14 protein-coding genes and 1 tRNA gene are annotated in these 17,983 nt (G+C 49.3%); 6 read left to right on the top strand and 9 right to left on the bottom strand.

The window, feature by feature from the left end:
• Positions 1-3: 3 nt before the first annotated feature.
• Complete coding sequence (gene folD, locus EQU24_RS06365; protein ID WP_017840290.1) at positions 4-855, top strand: bifunctional methylenetetrahydrofolate dehydrogenase/methenyltetrahydrofolate cyclohydrolase FolD; 852 nt, start codon at positions 4-6, stop codon at positions 853-855.
• A gap of 614 nt (positions 856-1,469) precedes the next feature.
• Here the strand turns inward: folD and parC are convergent.
• From parC to EQU24_RS06350, 3 genes are all read right to left on the bottom strand, one after another.
• Entirely contained in the window at positions 1,470-3,701 is a 2,232-nt protein-coding gene (gene parC, locus EQU24_RS06360; RefSeq protein ID WP_017840291.1) for a DNA topoisomerase IV subunit A, read from the bottom strand.
• Between the two features lie 3 nt (positions 3,702-3,704).
• Entirely contained in the window at positions 3,705-4,214 is a 510-nt protein-coding gene (locus EQU24_RS06355) for an acyl-CoA thioesterase (RefSeq protein ID WP_014147899.1), read from the bottom strand.
• A 325-nt stretch (positions 4,215-4,539) separates the two neighbouring features.
• On the bottom strand, positions 4,540-5,379 hold the full coding sequence (locus tag EQU24_RS06350) for a transglycosylase SLT domain-containing protein (RefSeq protein ID WP_017840292.1): 840 nt from the start codon (positions 5,377-5,379) through the stop codon (positions 4,540-4,542).
• Between the two features lie 309 nt (positions 5,380-5,688).
• Between EQU24_RS06350 and tssJ the strand changes: the two genes are divergently transcribed.
• The 3 genes from tssJ to EQU24_RS06335 are packed head-to-tail and all read left to right on the top strand — an operon-like array spanning position 5,689 to position 9,612.
• Positions 5,689-6,210, top strand: a complete 522-nt coding sequence (gene tssJ, locus EQU24_RS06345; protein ID WP_017840293.1) for a type VI secretion system lipoprotein TssJ — start codon at positions 5,689-5,691, stop codon at positions 6,208-6,210.
• A 51-nt stretch (positions 6,211-6,261) separates the two neighbouring features.
• Positions 6,262-8,697 carry a caspase family protein gene (locus tag EQU24_RS06340; protein ID WP_017840294.1) on the top strand — a complete coding sequence of 812 codons (2,436 nt, stop codon included), beginning with the start codon at positions 6,262-6,264 and terminating at the stop codon, positions 8,695-8,697.
• Between the two features lie 24 nt (positions 8,698-8,721).
• Entirely contained in the window at positions 8,722-9,612 is an 891-nt protein-coding gene (locus EQU24_RS06335) for an alpha/beta fold hydrolase (protein WP_017840295.1), read from the top strand.
• A gap of 197 nt (positions 9,613-9,809) precedes the next feature.
• On the opposite strand, the gene rlmB is transcribed toward EQU24_RS06335, so the two are convergent.
• Entirely contained in the window at positions 9,810-10,562 is a 753-nt protein-coding gene (rlmB, locus tag EQU24_RS06330) for a 23S rRNA (guanosine(2251)-2'-O)-methyltransferase RlmB (protein WP_017840296.1), read from the bottom strand.
• Complete coding sequence (gene rnr, locus EQU24_RS06325; RefSeq protein WP_017840297.1) at positions 10,559-12,793, bottom strand: ribonuclease R; 2,235 nt, start codon at positions 12,791-12,793, stop codon at positions 10,559-10,561. The genes rlmB and rnr overlap by 4 nt, the downstream gene beginning before the upstream one ends.
• Before the next feature lie 214 nt (positions 12,794-13,007).
• On the opposite strand from rnr, the gene EQU24_RS06320 reads away from it, so the two are divergent.
• Together EQU24_RS06320 and EQU24_RS06315 are read left to right on the top strand one after the other, a co-directional pair.
• Positions 13,008-13,094, top strand: a tRNA-Leu gene (locus tag EQU24_RS06320).
• A 178-nt stretch (positions 13,095-13,272) separates the two neighbouring features.
• Positions 13,273-14,109, top strand: coding sequence for a metallophosphoesterase (locus tag EQU24_RS06315; RefSeq protein ID WP_017840298.1), 837 nt, complete (start codon positions 13,273-13,275; stop codon positions 14,107-14,109).
• 67 nt (positions 14,110-14,176) lie between these two features.
• Here EQU24_RS06315 and EQU24_RS06310 read toward each other — a convergent pair whose 3' ends face one another.
• The 4 genes from EQU24_RS06310 to EQU24_RS06295 all read right to left on the bottom strand — a co-directional run bounded on the left by EQU24_RS06310 (position 14,177) and on the right by EQU24_RS06295 (position 17,849).
• Positions 14,177-15,031, bottom strand: a complete 855-nt coding sequence (locus EQU24_RS06310; RefSeq protein ID WP_017840299.1) for a c-type heme family protein — start codon at positions 15,029-15,031, stop codon at positions 14,177-14,179.
• Positions 15,021-15,716 carry a cytochrome c3 family protein gene (locus tag EQU24_RS06305; RefSeq protein WP_017840300.1) on the bottom strand — a complete coding sequence of 232 codons (696 nt, stop codon included), beginning with the start codon at positions 15,714-15,716 and terminating at the stop codon, positions 15,021-15,023. The genes EQU24_RS06310 and EQU24_RS06305 overlap by 11 nt, the downstream gene beginning before the upstream one ends.
• Positions 15,717-15,730: 14 nt before the next feature.
• Entirely contained in the window at positions 15,731-17,128 is a 1,398-nt protein-coding gene (locus EQU24_RS06300; RefSeq protein ID WP_026130117.1) for a (2Fe-2S)-binding protein, read from the bottom strand.
• Positions 17,129-17,216: 88 nt separating this feature from the next.
• On the bottom strand, positions 17,217-17,849 hold the full coding sequence (locus EQU24_RS06295) for a helix-turn-helix transcriptional regulator (RefSeq protein ID WP_017840301.1): 633 nt from the start codon (positions 17,847-17,849) through the stop codon (positions 17,217-17,219).
• Between the last annotated feature and the right edge of the window lie 134 nt (positions 17,850-17,983).

The raw sequence follows: 17,983 nt of genomic DNA, 5'->3' as shown, positions 1-17,983 counted from the left end.
ATCATGAGTGCAAAAATCATCGATGGTAAAGCGGTCGCATTAGAGGTCCGCAAAAAATGGAAACAACGCGTAGCTCAACTCAAAGAAAAAGGCGTGCTCCCGGGCCTAGCCGTCATCATTGTCGGTGACAATCCTGCCTCGCAAGTCTATGTGCGCAATAAAATCAAAGCCTGTCACGAAGTCGGCATTTATTCCGAATTGATCGACCTACCCGAAGATATCAGCGAAGCCTTATTGCTATCGGCTATCGAACGCCTTAATGACAACTCTTCGATCCACGGCATACTTGTACAATTGCCGCTACCCGATCATATCGACGTCAACAAAGTTCTCGAAACCATCAACGCCGATAAGGACGTGGACGGCTTTCATTTGTATAACCTAGGCGCATTGATGGCCGGCAATACGATATTTCCACCCTGCACACCCTATGGAGTGCAATGCCTGCTTGAATATTGCGACATCCCGATCGAAGGCCAAAATGCCGTTATCGTCGGGCGCAGCAACATCGTCGGCAAACCGATGGCGCTGATGTTGCTGCAAAAAAATGCGACGGTCAGTATTTGTACCTCGAAAACTCGTGATCTGAAGCAATTCACCTCGTTAGCCGACATTCTGGTCGTCGCAACCGGCAAACCTAATTTGATTACCGCCGACATGGTCAAACCCGGCGCGGCTGTCATCGATGTCGGCATCAACAGGCTCGAGGACGGTAAATTGGTCGGCGATGTGGATTTCGAAAGCGTTAAGGAAGTCGCCGGTTACATCACGCCGGTGCCGGGCGGCGTCGGTCCGATGACGATCACGATGCTGGTCGCCAATACCGTCATTGCCGCCGAACAGGCGCATAGCTAACTCTTTTGATCTCGCACGGAGACGCTCTGGAGCGCAGAGATGATATACCCATCGTAGATACCATCTTAGCTAATGTGACCTCGATACCGTTTGTTGTCACCTAACGCTCCCGGTTTCGAAATCGCGATCAGGGGATCGCTCCCACAAAAGGTTACAAGCGCTGTGGGAGCGACGCCTACGTCGCGACTATCGAAGCCGCTCCACTCAAACACCAATAGCCTTTCCGGACGACACTGCAATCTATACCCATCGTAGATCAAAATTCGGCGCCGGGGTGCACTTCAAAGGACGCCGTAAATACGTCCCTGTAGGCTCTATGCCAGCTCCATGCTGGCAAAGCCTTTGCCGAGCACCCCGGCGCCTCCTCAGGCACTGCCGAAATTTGAAGTGCGAAAGGTATAGCGCCGTAGGGTACGCTATGCGTACTATTGCAACCCCACCAATGCTAAAACTTAGCCCTTATTGTTTGATCTGGGCAGGAATTCGGGGCTCAACGGCATGGAGGTACGCGGAGCGTACCCTACCATTTATGTATAACGATGAGCGGTTCTGCGTGGGAACGATGAAAAACGAATAAACTCCTCGCACCCCTGCGCCTCCGCGCGATAATAAACTTACTCGACTACAAAACCGTCGACTTTTTGAAAGCCGCGCGGTAAATGTAATCCTCGCTTCGCTCGGGCTCCTCTGTAATGCTCGATATCGGCTGCTTTTAGCGTCAGCGTGCGTTTTCCGGAAATGAGCTTCAATTCGCTTTGCTCGGAAATCACAGCCAATGCCATAACAGCATCACTGCCGTCGGCCAAATCGCTCGTCGGAATTTGAATTAGTTTATTGCCTTTACCCCGCGTCAAATCCGGCAACTCATTGACCGGAAAAATCAACAACCTACCCTGAAGTGTCGCAATCGCTAGCAAGTCGCTATCGCAATGCACTCTAACCGGCAACAAAGCCTTCGCGCCCACCGGTAAGGTAACAACCGTTTTACCGGCTTTATTCTTGCTGAACAAATCCTTCAATTGCACCCTGAAGCCGTAACCGGTAGATCCGGCCAGCACATACCAATCATCCGGATCTCCGGCTAGTAAACCAATAAATAAGGAACCTGCAGGCGGATTGAATCGACCGGTCAGCGGTTCGCCCTGACTGCGCGCCGAAGGCAAGTCATGGCTCGCGGTTACATAAACGCGCCCAGTCGAATCCAATACATAAACCGGCTGAGTCGTGCGGGTCTTGACCGCATGTAGGAAACCGTCTCCGGAACGGTAACTCAAGCCTTCAACATCGATATCATGACCTTTCGCGGCACGAATCCAGCCTTTTTCAGACAATATCACCGTAACCGGCTCATTCGCGATCAGTTCCGTGCTGTTTAGCGCCTTTGCCGATCCTCTCTCAATAATCGGCGAACGCCGCTCGTCACCAAACTTTTCGGCATCGACTTGAATTTCTTTTTTGATCAAACGATTAAGCAAAGCTTTCGAACCCAAGGTTTTTTCCAAAGCTTGCCGCTCTTTTTCGAGCTCTGCTTGCTCGCCTTTAATTTTCATTTCCTCCAATTTAGCCAAATGCCGCAGTTTCAATTCCAAGATCGCTTCGGCCTGAAGATCGCTGATACCGAAGCGCTCCATCAGCACCGGTTTCGGTTTATCCTCGTACCGAATAATCGCAATGACTTCGTCGATATTGAGATAAGCGATCAATAATCCCTCAAGGATATGCAAACGAGCCAAGACCTTGTCTAACCGGTATTGCAACCTGCGCCTAACCGTTTCGGTTCGGAAGATCAGCCATTCAGTCAATATCGTTCTAAGATTTTTGACTTGAGGCCTACCGTCTAGGCCGATCATATTTAAATTTACGCGAAAATTTTTCTCCAAATCGGTCGTCGCGAACAAATGCGACATCACCGCCTCGACATCGATGCGTTTGGATTTCGGCATCACGACCAAGCGCGTCGGATTTTCATGATCGGATTCGTCTCGCAAATCATCGATCATCGGCAATTTTTTCGCATTCATTTGCGCTGCGATTTGTTCGAGCAATTTGGCCCCTGACACTTGATGCGGCAGGGCGGTAATAACGATATTACCGTCTTCCAGTTCATAACGGGCACGCATTTTGACCGAACCGTTGCCGGATGCATACATCTTTCGTAGCTCTTCGACGGGTGTAATGATCTCGGCGTGAGTGGGATAATCAGGACCCTTGATATGGTCGAACAATCTTTCCAACGGCGTATCGGGATCGTCCAGCAATTGCACGCATGCCGCCGCCACTTCTCTAAGATTATGCGGCGGAATATCGGTCGCCATGCCTACCGCGATACCCATTGTGCCGTTCAACAATACATTCGGTAAACGCGCCGGTAACAATACCGGTTCCTTCATCGTACCGTCAAAGTTGTCGGTCCAATCGACGGTCCCCTGCCCCAGTTCGCTTAGCAAGGTTTGTGCGTAAGGCGTCAAACGCGATTCGGTATAGCGCATCGCGGCAAACGATTTCGGATCGTCCGGCGAACCCCAGTTCCCCTGACCATCGATCAACGGATAACGATAGGAAAAATCCTGAGCCATCAACACCATCGCTTCATAACAGGCCGAGTCGCCATGCGGATGGTATTTACCGAGCACGTCACCGACCGTTCGTGCCGATTTTTTATATTTTGCCGCCGCAGTCAGCCCCAACTCCGACATTGCATAAACGATGCGTCGCTGCACCGGCTTGAGGCCATCGCCAATATGCGGCAAGGCGCGATCCAAAATCACATACATCGAATAATCGAGATATGCCTTTTCGGTAAATTCCTTTAACGGAAGTTGTTCGAAGTTTTCCTGAATACCCATAAATTAAAGATCGTCCTTTGGTAAGTCGACATGTAGTGCCATATGTTTTTCCATGATTTCCTGGCGCATTTTTTTGCGCATCAACGCAGCATCGTATAGTTTCTGCTCCAATTCGCTTTCTATGGTCAATGGCGGAACAGGCACCGGTTTGCCATTCTCATCGACCGCCACCATCGTAAAATAAGAAGAATTGGTATGTCTTTTTTCTTGCGTGCGTAAATTCTCGGCAACCACTTTGATGCCGATTTCCATTGAAGACCGCCCGACATAATTGACATGTGCAGATAAAGTCACCAACTCGCCGACCTGAATTTTTTCCTTAAAAAAAACTTGATCTAACGATGCCGTTACAACGTAGTTTTTACTATAACGTGCCGCACAAGCATAAGCGGCCTGATCGAGCAATTTTAATAACGAACCGCCATGCACGACGCCGGAAAAATTGGCCATGTCCGGCGTCATCAAAACAGCCATCTGCAATGTTTTCTCTTGTTGTTTTTTCGATTGATTCACAGGTTTTCCGGAGTGGTTTTATAACGCCCTTTCGACTTAACAAATCTTTTCGATTCGTATTCCAGTTCGAATGAACGGCTAATAAACGGCCTATTTTAACCGGTTTCAAGAATGATTGCGCCACGAGACGGATGAAAGACCGCAGATTCAAGTAAAATTCATGGAAGGAAGTGAGACCGGCAGTTTATAACTTTCGCACTGCAAATTCCGGCGATGCCTAAGGAGGCGCAGGGGGGCTCGGCAAAGATTGCCGAATCCTCAACAAAACAAAGCTGATAGTTCTAGGATGTTATTTATTGCGAAATCCTAAATTGCATGAAAATTTTCATGAAGCATCTATTTGTTGGGAATGTTCACCTGGAATAGGATGTGTTCTATTAGGATATTTCTTAAGTATCGTTTTAACGTAATTTTGCGTTTCTCGATAAGGAGGTACACCTTTATAGCGTTCGACAGCACCCTCGCCGGCATTGTAAGCCGCCAAAACCCACTCCACATTGCCGTTAAAATGCCGCATCAGCCAATGCAGATAAGCCGTACCGCCCTTGATGTTCTCAATAGGATTGAAAGTATCTTTGACACCGAATCTTTCAGCGGTTGCCGGAATCAATTGCATCAAGCCTTGAGCATTTTTGTTCGACAATGCGCCGGGATTAAAGGCCGATTCGGCCTGAATAACCGCCATTACCAGCTCAGGATCGATACCGTAATTCGGAGCAATTTTTTCGACCCACGATTTAACGATTTGGCGGTTGGGGTTTGCATGCTGCTCGGTAGTTATCGTTAACTCGGGTTCAGGGCGACGACAACCGGAATCTTTCGTCGGCTTGATATCTTTAAATTTGATCACCATGCGCCTGGCATAAGGATCCCCCCCTTTTGCCGCCAACCTGAACCAATAAAGCGCTACCGATAAATTTCTCGACACTCCTCGGCCATTGAAATAAATAAAACCCAAATGGTAAGCCGATTCGACATCCGACATTAATGCCGCCTTACAATACAGTTCGTAAGCTTTCCGATAATTTTTTTTCACGCCGCGGCCGTGCTCGTAAACCATCGCCATTTTACGAATTCCGCTAGGATGATCGTCCGCAACTTCGGCTGCAAATAACGGCGAGGAAAAAAATAGAATTACGGCAAGTAGCCTTAATAGCCAACTCATGTCAATCTCTCGTCTTTGATAAAATCATGAAAAGCAATTTTAAAGCCATAAAATAATATCCGTTATTTTTCTATTACCTATAATCGTCATGCAACTTGTTTAGCTGAATAACTGTAAAAAATCCCGACATAACTCTTAGTGCCAATGCCGAAAATTGAGTTGAAACAAATATAACACCGGGAACACTCCAAAAACTTAGAACCGCTTCATGAACAACTCGAAAGTTGACCGAATTATAAATTTGCAGCTAGACTTCAAAAGTAATCAGTGTATAGCGCCTACCTAGGCTTGAATCGTCAATACAAAACCATGAATAAAAACAATCGAATTGATCTCTCACGCCTAAAAACGCAATGGCGGACTCTATTATTAAGCGCATTGCTACTCAACACTGCGGCATGCTCTACCAAGGAGGAAGTGATTGCACCGACACCGGACCCTACAATACTCGAGCTAAAACTACAAGCAGGCAAACTTCTAAATCCCGATATTGAAGGCCGCGCATCGCCCTTGGTTGTTAGAATATACCAATTCGAGGCAATCGATAAATTCAATACCAGCGACTTTTTCGCTATTTACGACAATGACACAGCCCTGCTGGGCCAAGACATTATCTTTCGGAAGGAACTGGAACTTCAACCTGATACAATCCGGAATTTAAGTTTGGAAAGCAAACCTGAAGCTCGTTATTTGGCTATCTTCGCGGCATTTCGCAACCTCGATACCGCACAATGGAAAGCATCGATGAAGATCGCCCCCAATCAGACTAATAAGGTCAGTATTAATTTCGATCAATATACTGTGACACTGAATACAAAAAATGCCGATTAAAAGAGAAATTGATAGAACCCTTCATCACCTTGTTTAACAGAGGCGAAAAACATGTCAGGCAACAAGCCAAAACCACCGACACAGTATAAACAGCTCAGCACAAAAAAAACTCTGTTTGTTGCGACATTGACATCATTGACATTATCCCTCGGCTGCCAAACAACCGACCCAACCAGCCCAGAAGGCCTAAAAGCCCTAAAAGGCTTTAATCCTCAAGACACAGACAAGCTATTCATCGTCGATTGCCTGCTACCCGGACAAGTCAGAAAGCTAGGCACGCAAATGACCTACTTAACAGCCAGGCGCGCAATTAAAACGACCGCGGGCGAATGCGAAATTCGCGGAGGCGAATATGTCGCTTATGACCGAGCCAATTTAGCCAGCGCTTTAAAAATATGGCTACCGCTTGCACAACAAGGCGATCCCGAAGCGCAAATCAACGTCGGCGAAATCTACGAAAAAGGACTAGGCGCAGAGGCAGATCCTCGCTTAGCCGCCGAATGGTACCGAAAAGCCGCCGAAACGGGTCATTCGAGAGCGCAAATTAATCTCGGTTATTTATATGAAAAAGGACTCGGCGTTGAAAAAGACCTGACTACCGCATTAAATTGGTATCGTAAGGCATCAGGCTTAGAAAATACCGACTTGCAATTTGCTTCGGTTGTCGAGGCACAATTTTCCAGCGCTCATGAACAAGAATTGGAAGCTTTACGGCAAGATGCCGCTCGACGTAAATTCGAGGCGGATCAATTACGAAGCCAACTAGCCGACACACAACGTCAACTCAGACAACAGCAAGATGATCTACGCTCGATACAAAGAAACTTAGACCAAAAAAAACAACAGCTCGAACAGGAAAAAAACAAATCCACCCGGAACGAATCACTACTAAAAGCGCTGGATCAGGAATTAAAAGCCGGTCAAACCGAATTCGAAGCGCGACAAAATCAAATTTCAAAATTAGAACGCTCCCTGGAAACCAAAGAGAAATCCATCAAACATAGAACTCAAGCCGCCCTAGCCCAGGAACAAAAAATCGTCGCTAGCGCCCCACAACAACCTATCATCGACGCCCAAGCAGGCAAAACACTGGCCAACGCCCGTAGCGAACTGCAAAAAAACGAAACCTTACTTCAAGAAAAAGAAAGTCATTACATAAAGATCTCCAATGAAATCAAACGATCTTTAGAAGCGGTAGGTTCATCGGCCGAACAAAGCGGTTCGCCGAGAGAACAACTAAGAGCGAAGGAAATTAGGGCTAATTTGGACTTACAAAAACAATCGTTGCAAACGGTTGCACAGGAAGTCAAAACCTTAAAAACCCGAATTAACGAACAACGCAAAGCCGTAACAAAATTGGAAAGCGGTCAATTGATACAATTAGCCTCTGCCGCACCAACAATAGAAATTATCGATCCGCCGATGGTATTGACTCGAGGCGTTCCAAGCTTATTGTTAAGATCGATAGCCCCATCAAGAACCATAACCGGCAAAGTCGAAGCGCCGGCCGGACTTAAATCATTAGTGGTCAATGATAAACCTGAAAATATCGATACGCAGGGCTTCTTTAAGATAAATATCACTGCCACAGAAGCCACGACACCAATCAAAATCGTCGCCGTCGATAAAAAAGACAAAAGAACCAGTCTGAATTTCAACATCGTAACCCAAGAGGAAAGCGCCACTTCAAGCATCGACAGCCGACCGACGACACCCAGCAAACCAGGCCGATTTTATGATGTCGACTTCGGGCGTTATCATGCGCTCATCATCGGCAATAACGATTATACGGAACTACCGACACTGAAAACCGCGATCAACGATGCCAAAGCGGTCGAGTCGATTCTGCGCCAACGCTATGGATTCAAAACCACATTGCTGCAAAATGCCAATCGCCACCAAATCATGACGGCGCTGAATACTATTCGCAATTCTTTGAAAGAAAACGATAACTTATTGATTTACTATGCGGGTCACGGAGAACGAGATAAAACCAGCCTGGCGGCTTACTGGCTACCTACCGATGCCGAAATCGACAATACCGCAAACTGGATTTCCAGCGACGATATCACCCGTTATCTGAATATCATCGCCGCACGGCACATCCTGGTTGTGGCGGATTCTTGCTACTCGGGCGCGATGACCGGAACGGCGATCGCTAGACTGCCGGACGGTATGCCCGAAGATAAACGCGAAAAATGGCTGAAATTCATGGCAACACGGAAAGCACGAACCGTCTTGACATCAGGAGGCGTGGCTCCGGTTCTCGACGAAGGGGACGGCCAGCATTCAATATTTGCCCGAGCCTTTATCGATGCACTACAAAGCAATCGGGGTTTAATCGAAGATTATGATATTTTTCGTTCGGTATCGAAACAAGTCCGAACTTCGGCATCCCGTGTGGGCTTTACTCAAGCGCCGCAATACGCGCCGCTTCAACATGCCGGTCACGAGGGTAGCCCGTTCTTTTTCCTGCCCGGTGCTTAACGACAACACCGTTAAGCTGTAAGAATGGGTTTACTTCGCTTCTCGACAAACAGCCCAGACGCCCTAAAAACGACAACAATACTCAAGCCGGGGATTGCCGGCTTAATCTTGTTGCTCTTACAGCTTAGCGGCTGCGCGACACCTTCAGAACGTTTTGAATCTAGCGCCAAAAACTTAGGGCTTACCAGCATTGAAATAATCGGCGAACCATTTCGCCATCGAGTCTATTTAAACCAAACTGCGGCGCAATCCGACACCATCCCGGTAGTCCATGTTTATTTAGATGGCGACGGCACGCCATGGGAAATGAACCGCTGGATTGCCGAAGATCCGACACCGAGAAACCCGCTGATATTGCGTTTAATGGCAGCAGATAAAGAACCTGCAATATTACTGGGCCGGCCCTGCTACTACGGGTTGCATACGACGGCCAACTGCCATTATGCACACTGGACGTCACATCGGTATTCGGCCGAGGTCGTCGAAAGCATGGCGACCGCCTTGCAGAAATGGCTAAGAAACGCAAAAACAACAAGCGTAGTTTTGATCGGTTATAGCGGTGGCGGAACACTCGCCACGCTGCTCGCGCCTTACTTTGAAAACACAAGCATCGTTGTTACAGTCGCAGCCAACCTGAACACAAGTGCCTGGAGCCGACATCACGCTTATTTACCACTAGACGCATCTTTAAACCCGATTGACGCTCAACCTTTACCTGCCAAAATAAAACAAATTCATCTGGCCGGAGTAAACGACAGCAATGTTCCCGCTTCGATCATCGAATCTTTTAGCCGGCGGCAAGCCAATGCCGTTTACCTGCCAATCGATGGATTCGATCATGTGTGCTGTTGGGCAGACTTATGGCCCGATATTCTTAAAAGATATATCGCCCTTTCACTTGAGCGCCCCGATTGACTATCAGCCTGGCCGTTAAAAACGATTAATCTAAAATATACCCATCATAGATCAAAATTCGGCCCCGGGGTGCCCGTCAAAGGACGCCGTAAATACGTCCATATAGGCTCTATGCCAGCTCCATGCTGGCAAAGCCTTTGCCGAACACCCCGGCGCCTCCTTAGCAGCAATTCCCAATTTGGAGATCAAATAACTTACTAGAGCTGTGATGGGATCGATCTTTGACGAACGACCTCATACAGCATCGCACCGGTCGCGACCGACAAATTGAGACTGGAAACACTACCCTCCATCGGTAATTTGACCAACCAATCGCATTGTTCACGAGTCAAACGCCGCATACCTTTACCCTCGGCACCGATCACCAAGGCCATCGGCAGCTTAAAGTCGCACTGATAAAGCGTTTGCTCGGCTTCGCCGGCGGCGCCGAAAATCCAAATCCCCTGATCTTTTAGCCAACGCAATGTTCGGGCCAGATTCGTGACTTGATAGACCGGCACGGTCTCCGCAGCACCGCTCGCAACCTTACAAACCGTCGGTGTAATACCTACCGAATTATCCTTTGTGATGATGACGCCTTGCACGCCGGTAGCATCGGCCGTCCTTAAGCATGCTCCGAGGTTATGCGGGTCCTGAACATTATCCAAAACCAAAAACAACGGCATGCCGGTAAGACTGGAGACCGCCTGCTTCAATGCATCTTCCGATTGCGCCGAAGGCAATTCGATTTCAAGCACGATACTTTGATGATTATTACCGTCGGCGAGACGATCCAGTTTTTTCCGGTCGACTTTTTCGGGGTTAATACCGAGCTTTTTCAAGTCTTCGAGTAATTGACTTAAACGTCGGTCCTGACGGTGCGAGTCAACCCAAGCCTGATGAATATGCTGAGGCGAATAATCGAGTGCCGCCTGAACCGAATGAATGCCGTAAATTTTGACTCGGCTCATTTTTTACGCCGTCTTTTTTTCGGGCGCTTTGCCAAGGCAGTAACCTTGACCAGTTCGAAATCGATTTTTTTATCGTCGAGATCGACACGTACGACTTTCACTTGCACGGTATCGCCAAGACGATAACGAATGCCCGTACGTTCGCCGATTAATTGATGACTGGCAGCATCGAAATGAAAATAATCTTGGGCCAGATTACTGATATGCACGAGGCCCTCGACATAAATATCGGCGAGTTCGACAAAAAAGCCAAACGACGTCACTGCCGAAATAATACCCGGAAACTCTTCGCCGACCTTGTCCATCATGTATTCGCACTTGAGCCAACTAACGACATCGCGTGTCGCATCATCGGCTCGGCGCTCATTCGTCGAGCATTGCTCGCCTAGCGTGACCATGTCGGGAAATCCGTAATGATAACTTTCCGGCTTTTTGTCTTGTAAACAATGTCGGATGGCCCGATGCACCAACAAGTCGGGATAACGGCGAATCGGCGACGTAAAATGAGCATAGGCGTCGAGCGCCAAGCCGAAATGACCTTTCAAATCGGGACTGTAAACGGCTTGCGACATCGAACGCAACAAAACCGTTTGAATCAAGTGGGCATCCGGGCGCCCTTTAATACTATCGACTAGATGCATGTAATCGAGCGGCGTCGGCTTCTCACCACCACCCAAACTCAGACCCAATTCACCTAAGAAGGTCTTCAGCGCCAATAATTTTTCCGGTCCGGGCCCGTCATGAATTCTCAGTAACTTGGGCATTTTTCGGCGATTGAGAAATTTAGCCGCCGCCATGTTCGCGGTGATCATAAACTCTTCAATCAGCTTATGTGCATCGTTACGCACAACCGGAACGATCTTTTCGATCTTACGCTCGGAACCGAAAATAATCCGCGTTTCCTGAGTATCGAAATCCATTGCACCGCGTTTTTCTCGGCTCAAACGCATGGCTTTGTACAAAGCATACAGTTCCTGCAAATGCGGCATTAAAGGCTTATATTTTTTAATTAAAGCTTTATTGCCATCGACCAGCATGCTAGCGACTTCGGTATAAGTCAGGCGAGCATGAGAACGCATCACGGCCTCGAAGAAACGCGAACGCGTCATCTGCCCTTCCGCATTGATCGTCATCTCGCAGACCATACATAAACGGTCGACTTCGGGATTGAGCGAACAGAGTCCATTCGAAAGAATTTCCGGCAACATCGGAATCACCTGTTCCGGAAAATAAACCGAAGTACTGCGGTTTTTGGCCTCAAGATCCAACGAGCTATTGATCGCGACATAATGAGACACATCGGCGATCGCGACAAAAAGCTTCCAGCCCTTTCCAGTCTTACGACAATACACCGCATCGTCGAAATCGCGCGCATCCTCGCCGTCTATCGTCACCAGCGGAACATCACGCAAATCGACACGTCCTTCCTTAGCGGCTTCCGGCACTTCATCGCTGAATGACTGAATTTCCTGTTCAACCTCTTCCGGCCAAACATGCGGCAGTCCATGACTGCGAATCGCCATCTCGATTTCCATGCCCGGAGCCAAATGCTTACCCAGAACCTCGGCAACACGTCCGATGGGCTGATTGGTCTTACTCGGTTGTTCCAAGATTTCGGCGACAACAATATCGCCTTTTTTTGCTTTGCCGGTTTCATCGGCCGGAATCAATACGTCTTGAGCCAGGTTTTTATTATCCGGAACGACGTAATTGACACCTTTTTCGGTAAAAAATCGGCCGACAATTTGCTTAGTATTGCGCTCCAAAACCTCGACAATAGCACCTTCGCGGCGCCCTTTCCGGTCGAGACCAGCGATTCTCGCGACGGCCCTGTCATTGTGCAGAACCAAACGCATTTCACGGGGAGACAAAAATAAATCGTCGGAACCGTCATCCGGCTTTAAAAATCCAAAGCCATCGGCATGACCGAGGATGCGCCCGGCAATCAAATCCTTGCTGTTAACCCGGCAGTATTTTTGGCGCCGATTGAATAATAATTGACCGTCGCGCTCCATTGCACGAAGCCGTCTGCGCAACGCTTCTAGTTGATCGGGAGACTCAAGCTGAAATTCCTGCGAAATTTGTTCGCGCGACAACGGTTTACCGACGTGAGCGAGCAGATCGAGGATCAACTCCCGACTCGGTATCGGATTCTCGTATTTTGCCGCCTCGCGCTCCGCATAAGGATCTCGGGTCGGAATAAAATTTGGTTTTTTATCTTTAGACTTCAATGTCGTCGTTTCCTAAATTAGAATGAATGCCATAGCTTAACTGTATACGCGTATTTTAACAATTCCCTATGCAAATCAAAATTCAACGTGATGTATCAAGCGGTTGATGGACAGCCAGCGGGCAGACCTCAGCGATTTTAGGCATCGATAGTATTGACAGCATATCAAGCAATCGGTATAGTGCGCGCTCACTTCGCTGATACAGCACACCTTTGCCGAGGTGGTGAAATTGGTAGACACGCTAGCTTCAGGTGCTAGTGCTCGCAAGGGCGTGGAGGTTCAAGTCCTCTCCTCGGCACCATTTCTTGATTACCCCCGTTAAATTTTTGCAATTCCCTACACTTAGTTATTTTACCCCAGGACATTGCGATTATTAACATTGGACAGCTAACCGAACGAATTTTAGACTGCAGATGATAACCTTGCCCCGCCCAAACTTTTGATCTAACGCATACCTACTGGCAAGGAAGCTCTTGAACATGAAAATTTTTTTAGCCTCCGATATTCATACAGAATTCGCACATCAGCGGTTTGATCCGTCTGCCAAATATTCATGTTTACGTTTCGATCATCCCAATACCGCGGATGTCGTCATTCTGGCCGGCGATATTGGCGAAGGGTGCAATGGCCTGGAATGGGGCCGGAGGCGGTTTGCCAACCATGAAATCATTTATGTCGCCGGCAATCACGAGTTTTATGATAACGACCTGGGCATCATCGACGAATTGCGGGCTACCGCTACGGCATTGGACATACATTTTCTGGAGAATGACAGCGTCGTCATTGACGGGGTGCGGTTTTTAGGTTGCACATTGTGGTCGGACTTTAACCGCTATTCGCCATCATCGGTTTATGAAGCACAATCGACCATGAACGACTATCGCTATATCACTTGCCAAACATGGTGGCAAAACCCCGATCACTACGATCGCGCGACCGCGCTGATGAGACGAACCACCGATTCGCTGTTCGGGTTTGAGCCGCACTATTTTTCCCCGGCCGTCGCCTATTGTCTGCATCAGGATTCGCTGCGCTGGCTGGACCGGCAATTAGCCGAGCAACATGACGGAAAAACGGTGGTGGTAACCCATCATGCTCCCTCGCTGCGTTCCATGGAAATCGTCGATTACGCCTATGCCTCTTCGCTGGATGAATTTATCGCCGACCGATCGCACCGCATTGACCTGTGGTGCCACGGCCATATCCATAATGCGGTGGATTATGAGATCGCCGGCGTTCGGATCGTGTCGAATCCGCGAGGATATCCAAGATCACCGGCGCCCGGCTTTGATGAGGAGCGTTTGATAGAGGTGTAGAAACCATAAACCGACCTCTTCTATCGAATTCTTTCTACAGTCTCATAAACCTCAGACACCATCTCAGTTAAAGCGGCTTACCATCATCCTCCGGCGAATGCATAAGAGGCTGACTGACCTGCATGAGTCCGCCCAATGTCGCCCCCGCGACGCGCGCATCCACTTCCTGCATGAACACCTCCGCTGAAGGCAAATAATAGCCGTCGCGCGGCCATTTTTCGCCAATCATCGGCGGATTGCCGAAGGTCGTTACTTTGTCGAGATAAGCCTGATACGCCGTTTTAAAAGCTTCACGCGCCGCCGCCAAGGTTTCGATCAGTTCGCCGGGCGTGGCCATCTCATCGGGATACAGCCAAGTTGTCGCGCCCATCATATCCTGTAAGTGCCAGTCTTTTTTGGGGCTGTTCGGATGTTCGTTGTGGCAGTCGACGCAGGCTGCCGAGACGGCGTAATCGGGATACATCGCGGTATAGCGCCGAATATCGGCGGCATAGAAATATTCCGGCCGAAGCGTTTGCTTGATTCGGTTGAATTTCTCAATTTGTATGCCTTTGAAGGCATTCGACGACGCAATCGGAAAATCCGACCCCAAGAACAGGCTCAACGGTGTCGCATTTTTTTCCAGGCTTCTCGACGCTTCCCGTAAAAACAGCGCCGGCAACGGTCCGGCTTCGACAGAGGCTTCTTGCCAGTCTTCGCTGAACTGAAGGCCGGCCTTCTCGCCTTCCCCGACGATTTCTTGCGTATAGAGCGCGCGAACCGCATTGTTTTCGTTGGCGACGATATCCAACAAGCGATTGACGGGAATCGCCCGATCTTCGCCGGCTTTACCGTCCGGTAGCGCTTGCGGGGCTTCGACGAATAAATAGACGATCGACCCTATTAAGGTTAAAAACATCAACAAAAAAGTCTTATGACTCATCCGGTTTCTCCTTTGCTTTTTGGATGACGGGTCCGGGATACGGCGATGCCGCTCCGTTGAAATAGTCGCCGATAATAGCCGGCGCGATGGCATTGTCGACCTCGGTCGGCACATCCATTCGATGATTGCCGTGATAGTCGTGACAGCCCAGGCAAGTCTCCCAGCGTTGCTGTTGCGCCAAAGTTTGATGCGGAATGCTGATCGGGTCTTCTTTCAGCGAAAAATCCTCATGGCAACTTTGGCAAAATTCGGCGTTCTGCAGGGTGATGCGAACGCCCCGGTGTTCGACATGACAGGAGGCGCAGGTTTCGGGGTGAAGTTTTTCCCGCGTTTCGGCAAAACGCGGCTCATTGAAACGATGCACCAAATGCGGGTCATTCGGGCGATCATGACAGGCCAGGCATTGCGCGTTGCTCACCGGCCGGAATTGAAAATAAGCCTCATGCTTTCTCAAGCCCAGTTGGTGTTTGAGATTGGCTTGAATTTGCTGGCGCGCACTGCCTTCGGCCTCACGATGACAATCCGAGCACGGCAGTTGTTCATGACCGTGATTGGCGGGACCGGGACTGTGCCAAGCGGCTTGATTGTCGGACATCAGTAGCGCCAAACCTGCGATACTTAGAAACAGGCCTGCGGCATAGCCCAAACGATATTTAAAGCGAAAGGCAAGGTAACGAAATAGCATCTATTAAGCTCCCGTTACTTATAGGCAAGCGCGATATAAACGTGGTAAGCGCTTAAAAACAACAGACTGGTAGACAGGCCGACATGCAAGATCGTCCAGCCGTATACATAGGCTTTTCTAAACGCGGCGGTTACAAACTCGCCGCTGCCGTAGCCCAGAAGGTTATTGGCCAAATAAACGCTGCTCAACACCGCCAAATAAGCGTAGCCGATACTCGTGGCGTGCAGATAAAACAGCAGGGGCGCGACTGCGCCGATGGTTTTATGGCGGTTTTTTTGTGCCTTCAGACGGTCGTTTTCGCGCTTTAGCCAGCGCGCGACCGGCAAACGCCACTGCAACAAGACATAAAACAAGAGTAATAAGCCGCTGCAAATCTTATACATTTGATCGCTTTGCCATTGCTCGAGCAACGGCCACTTCAAATCGATCGCATCTTGCAGACCGTAAGCCGCCAACAGGCACAAGCCGACGGCCCGGTAGCCCCAGGCCTCTCGATCGGCTTCGCTGTTTTCGCCTGTCTGTTGCGGCGCTTCCAGGTCGATGATTTGCCGACCGACGGCCCCGCTCTTGCGAAGCAGCTCCATCGTCGCGGCTTTATAACTGGCGGAGCCGCAAATGTAATAGGATTCGCCGGGATAACGTTTCACCAGCGCATCGGCATCGGCCTGTCGCATGCGTCCGCGAGTCGAGGTAGGCCGAAATTCGACCGTTATGTCACAAATCCGCGCAATTCGGGATAATTCGTCGCGGCAGAAAAAGTCGTCTATTGAGCTTGCGGAATAGTCGATATGAATTTTCGTTTTTCCGTGGTGCTTGACGAGCATCCGGCACAAGGCCAGAACCGGCGTGATGCCGACGCCGCCGATCAGGCAGATGATGGGCCGGGAGCCGTTCGGGTCGAAAACAGCGCCGCCGACGCTGGCCGAAATCCTGAAAGGCGCGCTGGACGAATCGTCGAGATGATCGAACAACCAATTCGAAAAGAAACCGCCTTTTTTACGTTTGACGATGATCTCGCGCAATCCGCTGTCCGCACCATCGTCGGTGATCGCGTAGGGCCGCCCGACCCAAGCGCCGTCGATGAAGGCATGGACTATGATATAGGCGCCGGGCGGCTCCCGTTGCCAAGGCTCTCCATCGGCTCTGGCGAAGCGAAAAGCGCAGTAATTTTCCGAATAGCGATGCGCCGACGCCAAAAGCACCGGCAGCCATGAATTTTCACCGAGCAGTTCCTTAATGTAAACCCGACAACAACCGCACTCGCTGCCGGCGCCCGTGGCTCTGGAGATTTCAGAAAGGCTTGTCATGCCTTGTTCGATCGATCGTTCTATGGTGTTCCTGTCGATTTGCCGGCAATGACAGATGATTTCAGGTGGCGTGCGTGCAATGACGCGTTGCGTGTTGGTTTCCATGAGTCGGTTCTCAATTTATCGTTTTTTGTAGGCCTATTAAGGCTGATTGCAGCGCTTGAGTTTGGAGGCATTACCCCTTAAAGGCGGCTTATTCGCTAACATCGACGCTGAATCGGCAAACGCAATCCATTTTGGCGACACAAGCAGTCTGCTCGATCGGCCTACTCAGGACTGTCGTGATGAGCGCCTGGTCGAAACGGCACAGCTCGGGATGTTGTTGGGCCAGTTCATGATAAACACAGTGACTGACCTTGATACTGATTTGTCCATGTTGCCGTTCGAGCTCCGGGTGGTAGCCCAAATTTTCCATGACCTCGATCAGGGCCGGCAATGTCTGTTCTAAATCCTTACCGGCAAACTGCGCCTTCAACAATCGAGCTTGTTCGACGCCTAACTTCCAAATGACTTTTTGCAAAGCCTCCGAACCGAGTTCGACTGCCAGTTCGCTGAGCAATAAATCGCTAAACCAGGCATATTGCTTAGGTAATCCCTTGCGAGTCTGCTCGGTCAACCGATAACTACGCGACGGCCGCCCGCCCGTGTTATTGAACAGAGAGGTTTCACAAATCATTTGATTGCGCTCCAGCGACAGGATGTGCTGCGTGACCGCATTTCTGGAAATGCTCAATTCGGCGGCTAATTCATTGATGCTGAGGCCCGTTTCGGCAGTAAGGAGGAGTTTTAAGATTTGTTCTTGCCGTGAGCCGATTTGTTTATCCATGCTGTAAGAGGATTATTAAAAAATGAATACTGTATGTAATTGAAAGAAAACTGTTGTGTCATTGAATATTGCTGGAAACTCGGCTTGAAATAAAAATCAAGGAGTCCATACAAGTCCGACATTTACAATAGTCT

This window comes from Methylotuvimicrobium buryatense (assembly GCF_005931095.1).
GTDB lineage: Bacteria > Pseudomonadota > Gammaproteobacteria > Methylococcales > Methylomonadaceae > Methylotuvimicrobium > Methylotuvimicrobium buryatense.
The sequence above is the reverse complement of the archived record's forward strand: the minus strand, read 5'-3'. Positions and strand labels throughout refer to the sequence as shown.

What these genes read in the sequence shown, in the direction of transcription:
- folD (WP_017840290.1), top strand. Translation starts at nt 4, where the DNA reads ATGAGTGCAAAAATCATCGATGGTAAAGCGGTCGCATTAGAGGTCCGC.
- parC (WP_017840291.1), bottom strand. Translation starts at nt 3,701, where the DNA reads ATGGGTATTCAGGAAAACTTCGAACAACTTCCGTTAAAGGAATTTACC.
- EQU24_RS06350 (WP_017840292.1), bottom strand. Translation starts at nt 5,379, where the DNA reads ATGAGTTGGCTATTAAGGCTACTTGCCGTAATTCTATTTTTTTCCTCG.
- tssJ (WP_017840293.1), top strand. Translation starts at nt 5,689, where the DNA reads ATGAATAAAAACAATCGAATTGATCTCTCACGCCTAAAAACGCAATGG.
- EQU24_RS06340 (WP_017840294.1), top strand. Translation starts at nt 6,262, where the DNA reads ATGTCAGGCAACAAGCCAAAACCACCGACACAGTATAAACAGCTCAGC.
- EQU24_RS06335 (WP_017840295.1), top strand. Translation starts at nt 8,722, where the DNA reads ATGGGTTTACTTCGCTTCTCGACAAACAGCCCAGACGCCCTAAAAACG.
- rlmB (WP_017840296.1), bottom strand. Translation starts at nt 10,562, where the DNA reads ATGAGCCGAGTCAAAATTTACGGCATTCATTCGGTTCAGGCGGCACTC.
- EQU24_RS06315 (WP_017840298.1), top strand. Translation starts at nt 13,273, where the DNA reads ATGAAAATTTTTTTAGCCTCCGATATTCATACAGAATTCGCACATCAG.
- EQU24_RS06310 (WP_017840299.1), bottom strand. Translation starts at nt 15,031, where the DNA reads ATGAGTCATAAGACTTTTTTGTTGATGTTTTTAACCTTAATAGGGTCG.
- EQU24_RS06305 (WP_017840300.1), bottom strand. Translation starts at nt 15,716, where the DNA reads ATGCTATTTCGTTACCTTGCCTTTCGCTTTAAATATCGTTTGGGCTAT.
- EQU24_RS06300 (WP_026130117.1), bottom strand. Translation starts at nt 17,128, where the DNA reads ATGGAAACCAACACGCAACGCGTCATTGCACGCACGCCACCTGAAATC.
- EQU24_RS06295 (WP_017840301.1), bottom strand. Translation starts at nt 17,849, where the DNA reads ATGGATAAACAAATCGGCTCACGGCAAGAACAAATCTTAAAACTCCTC.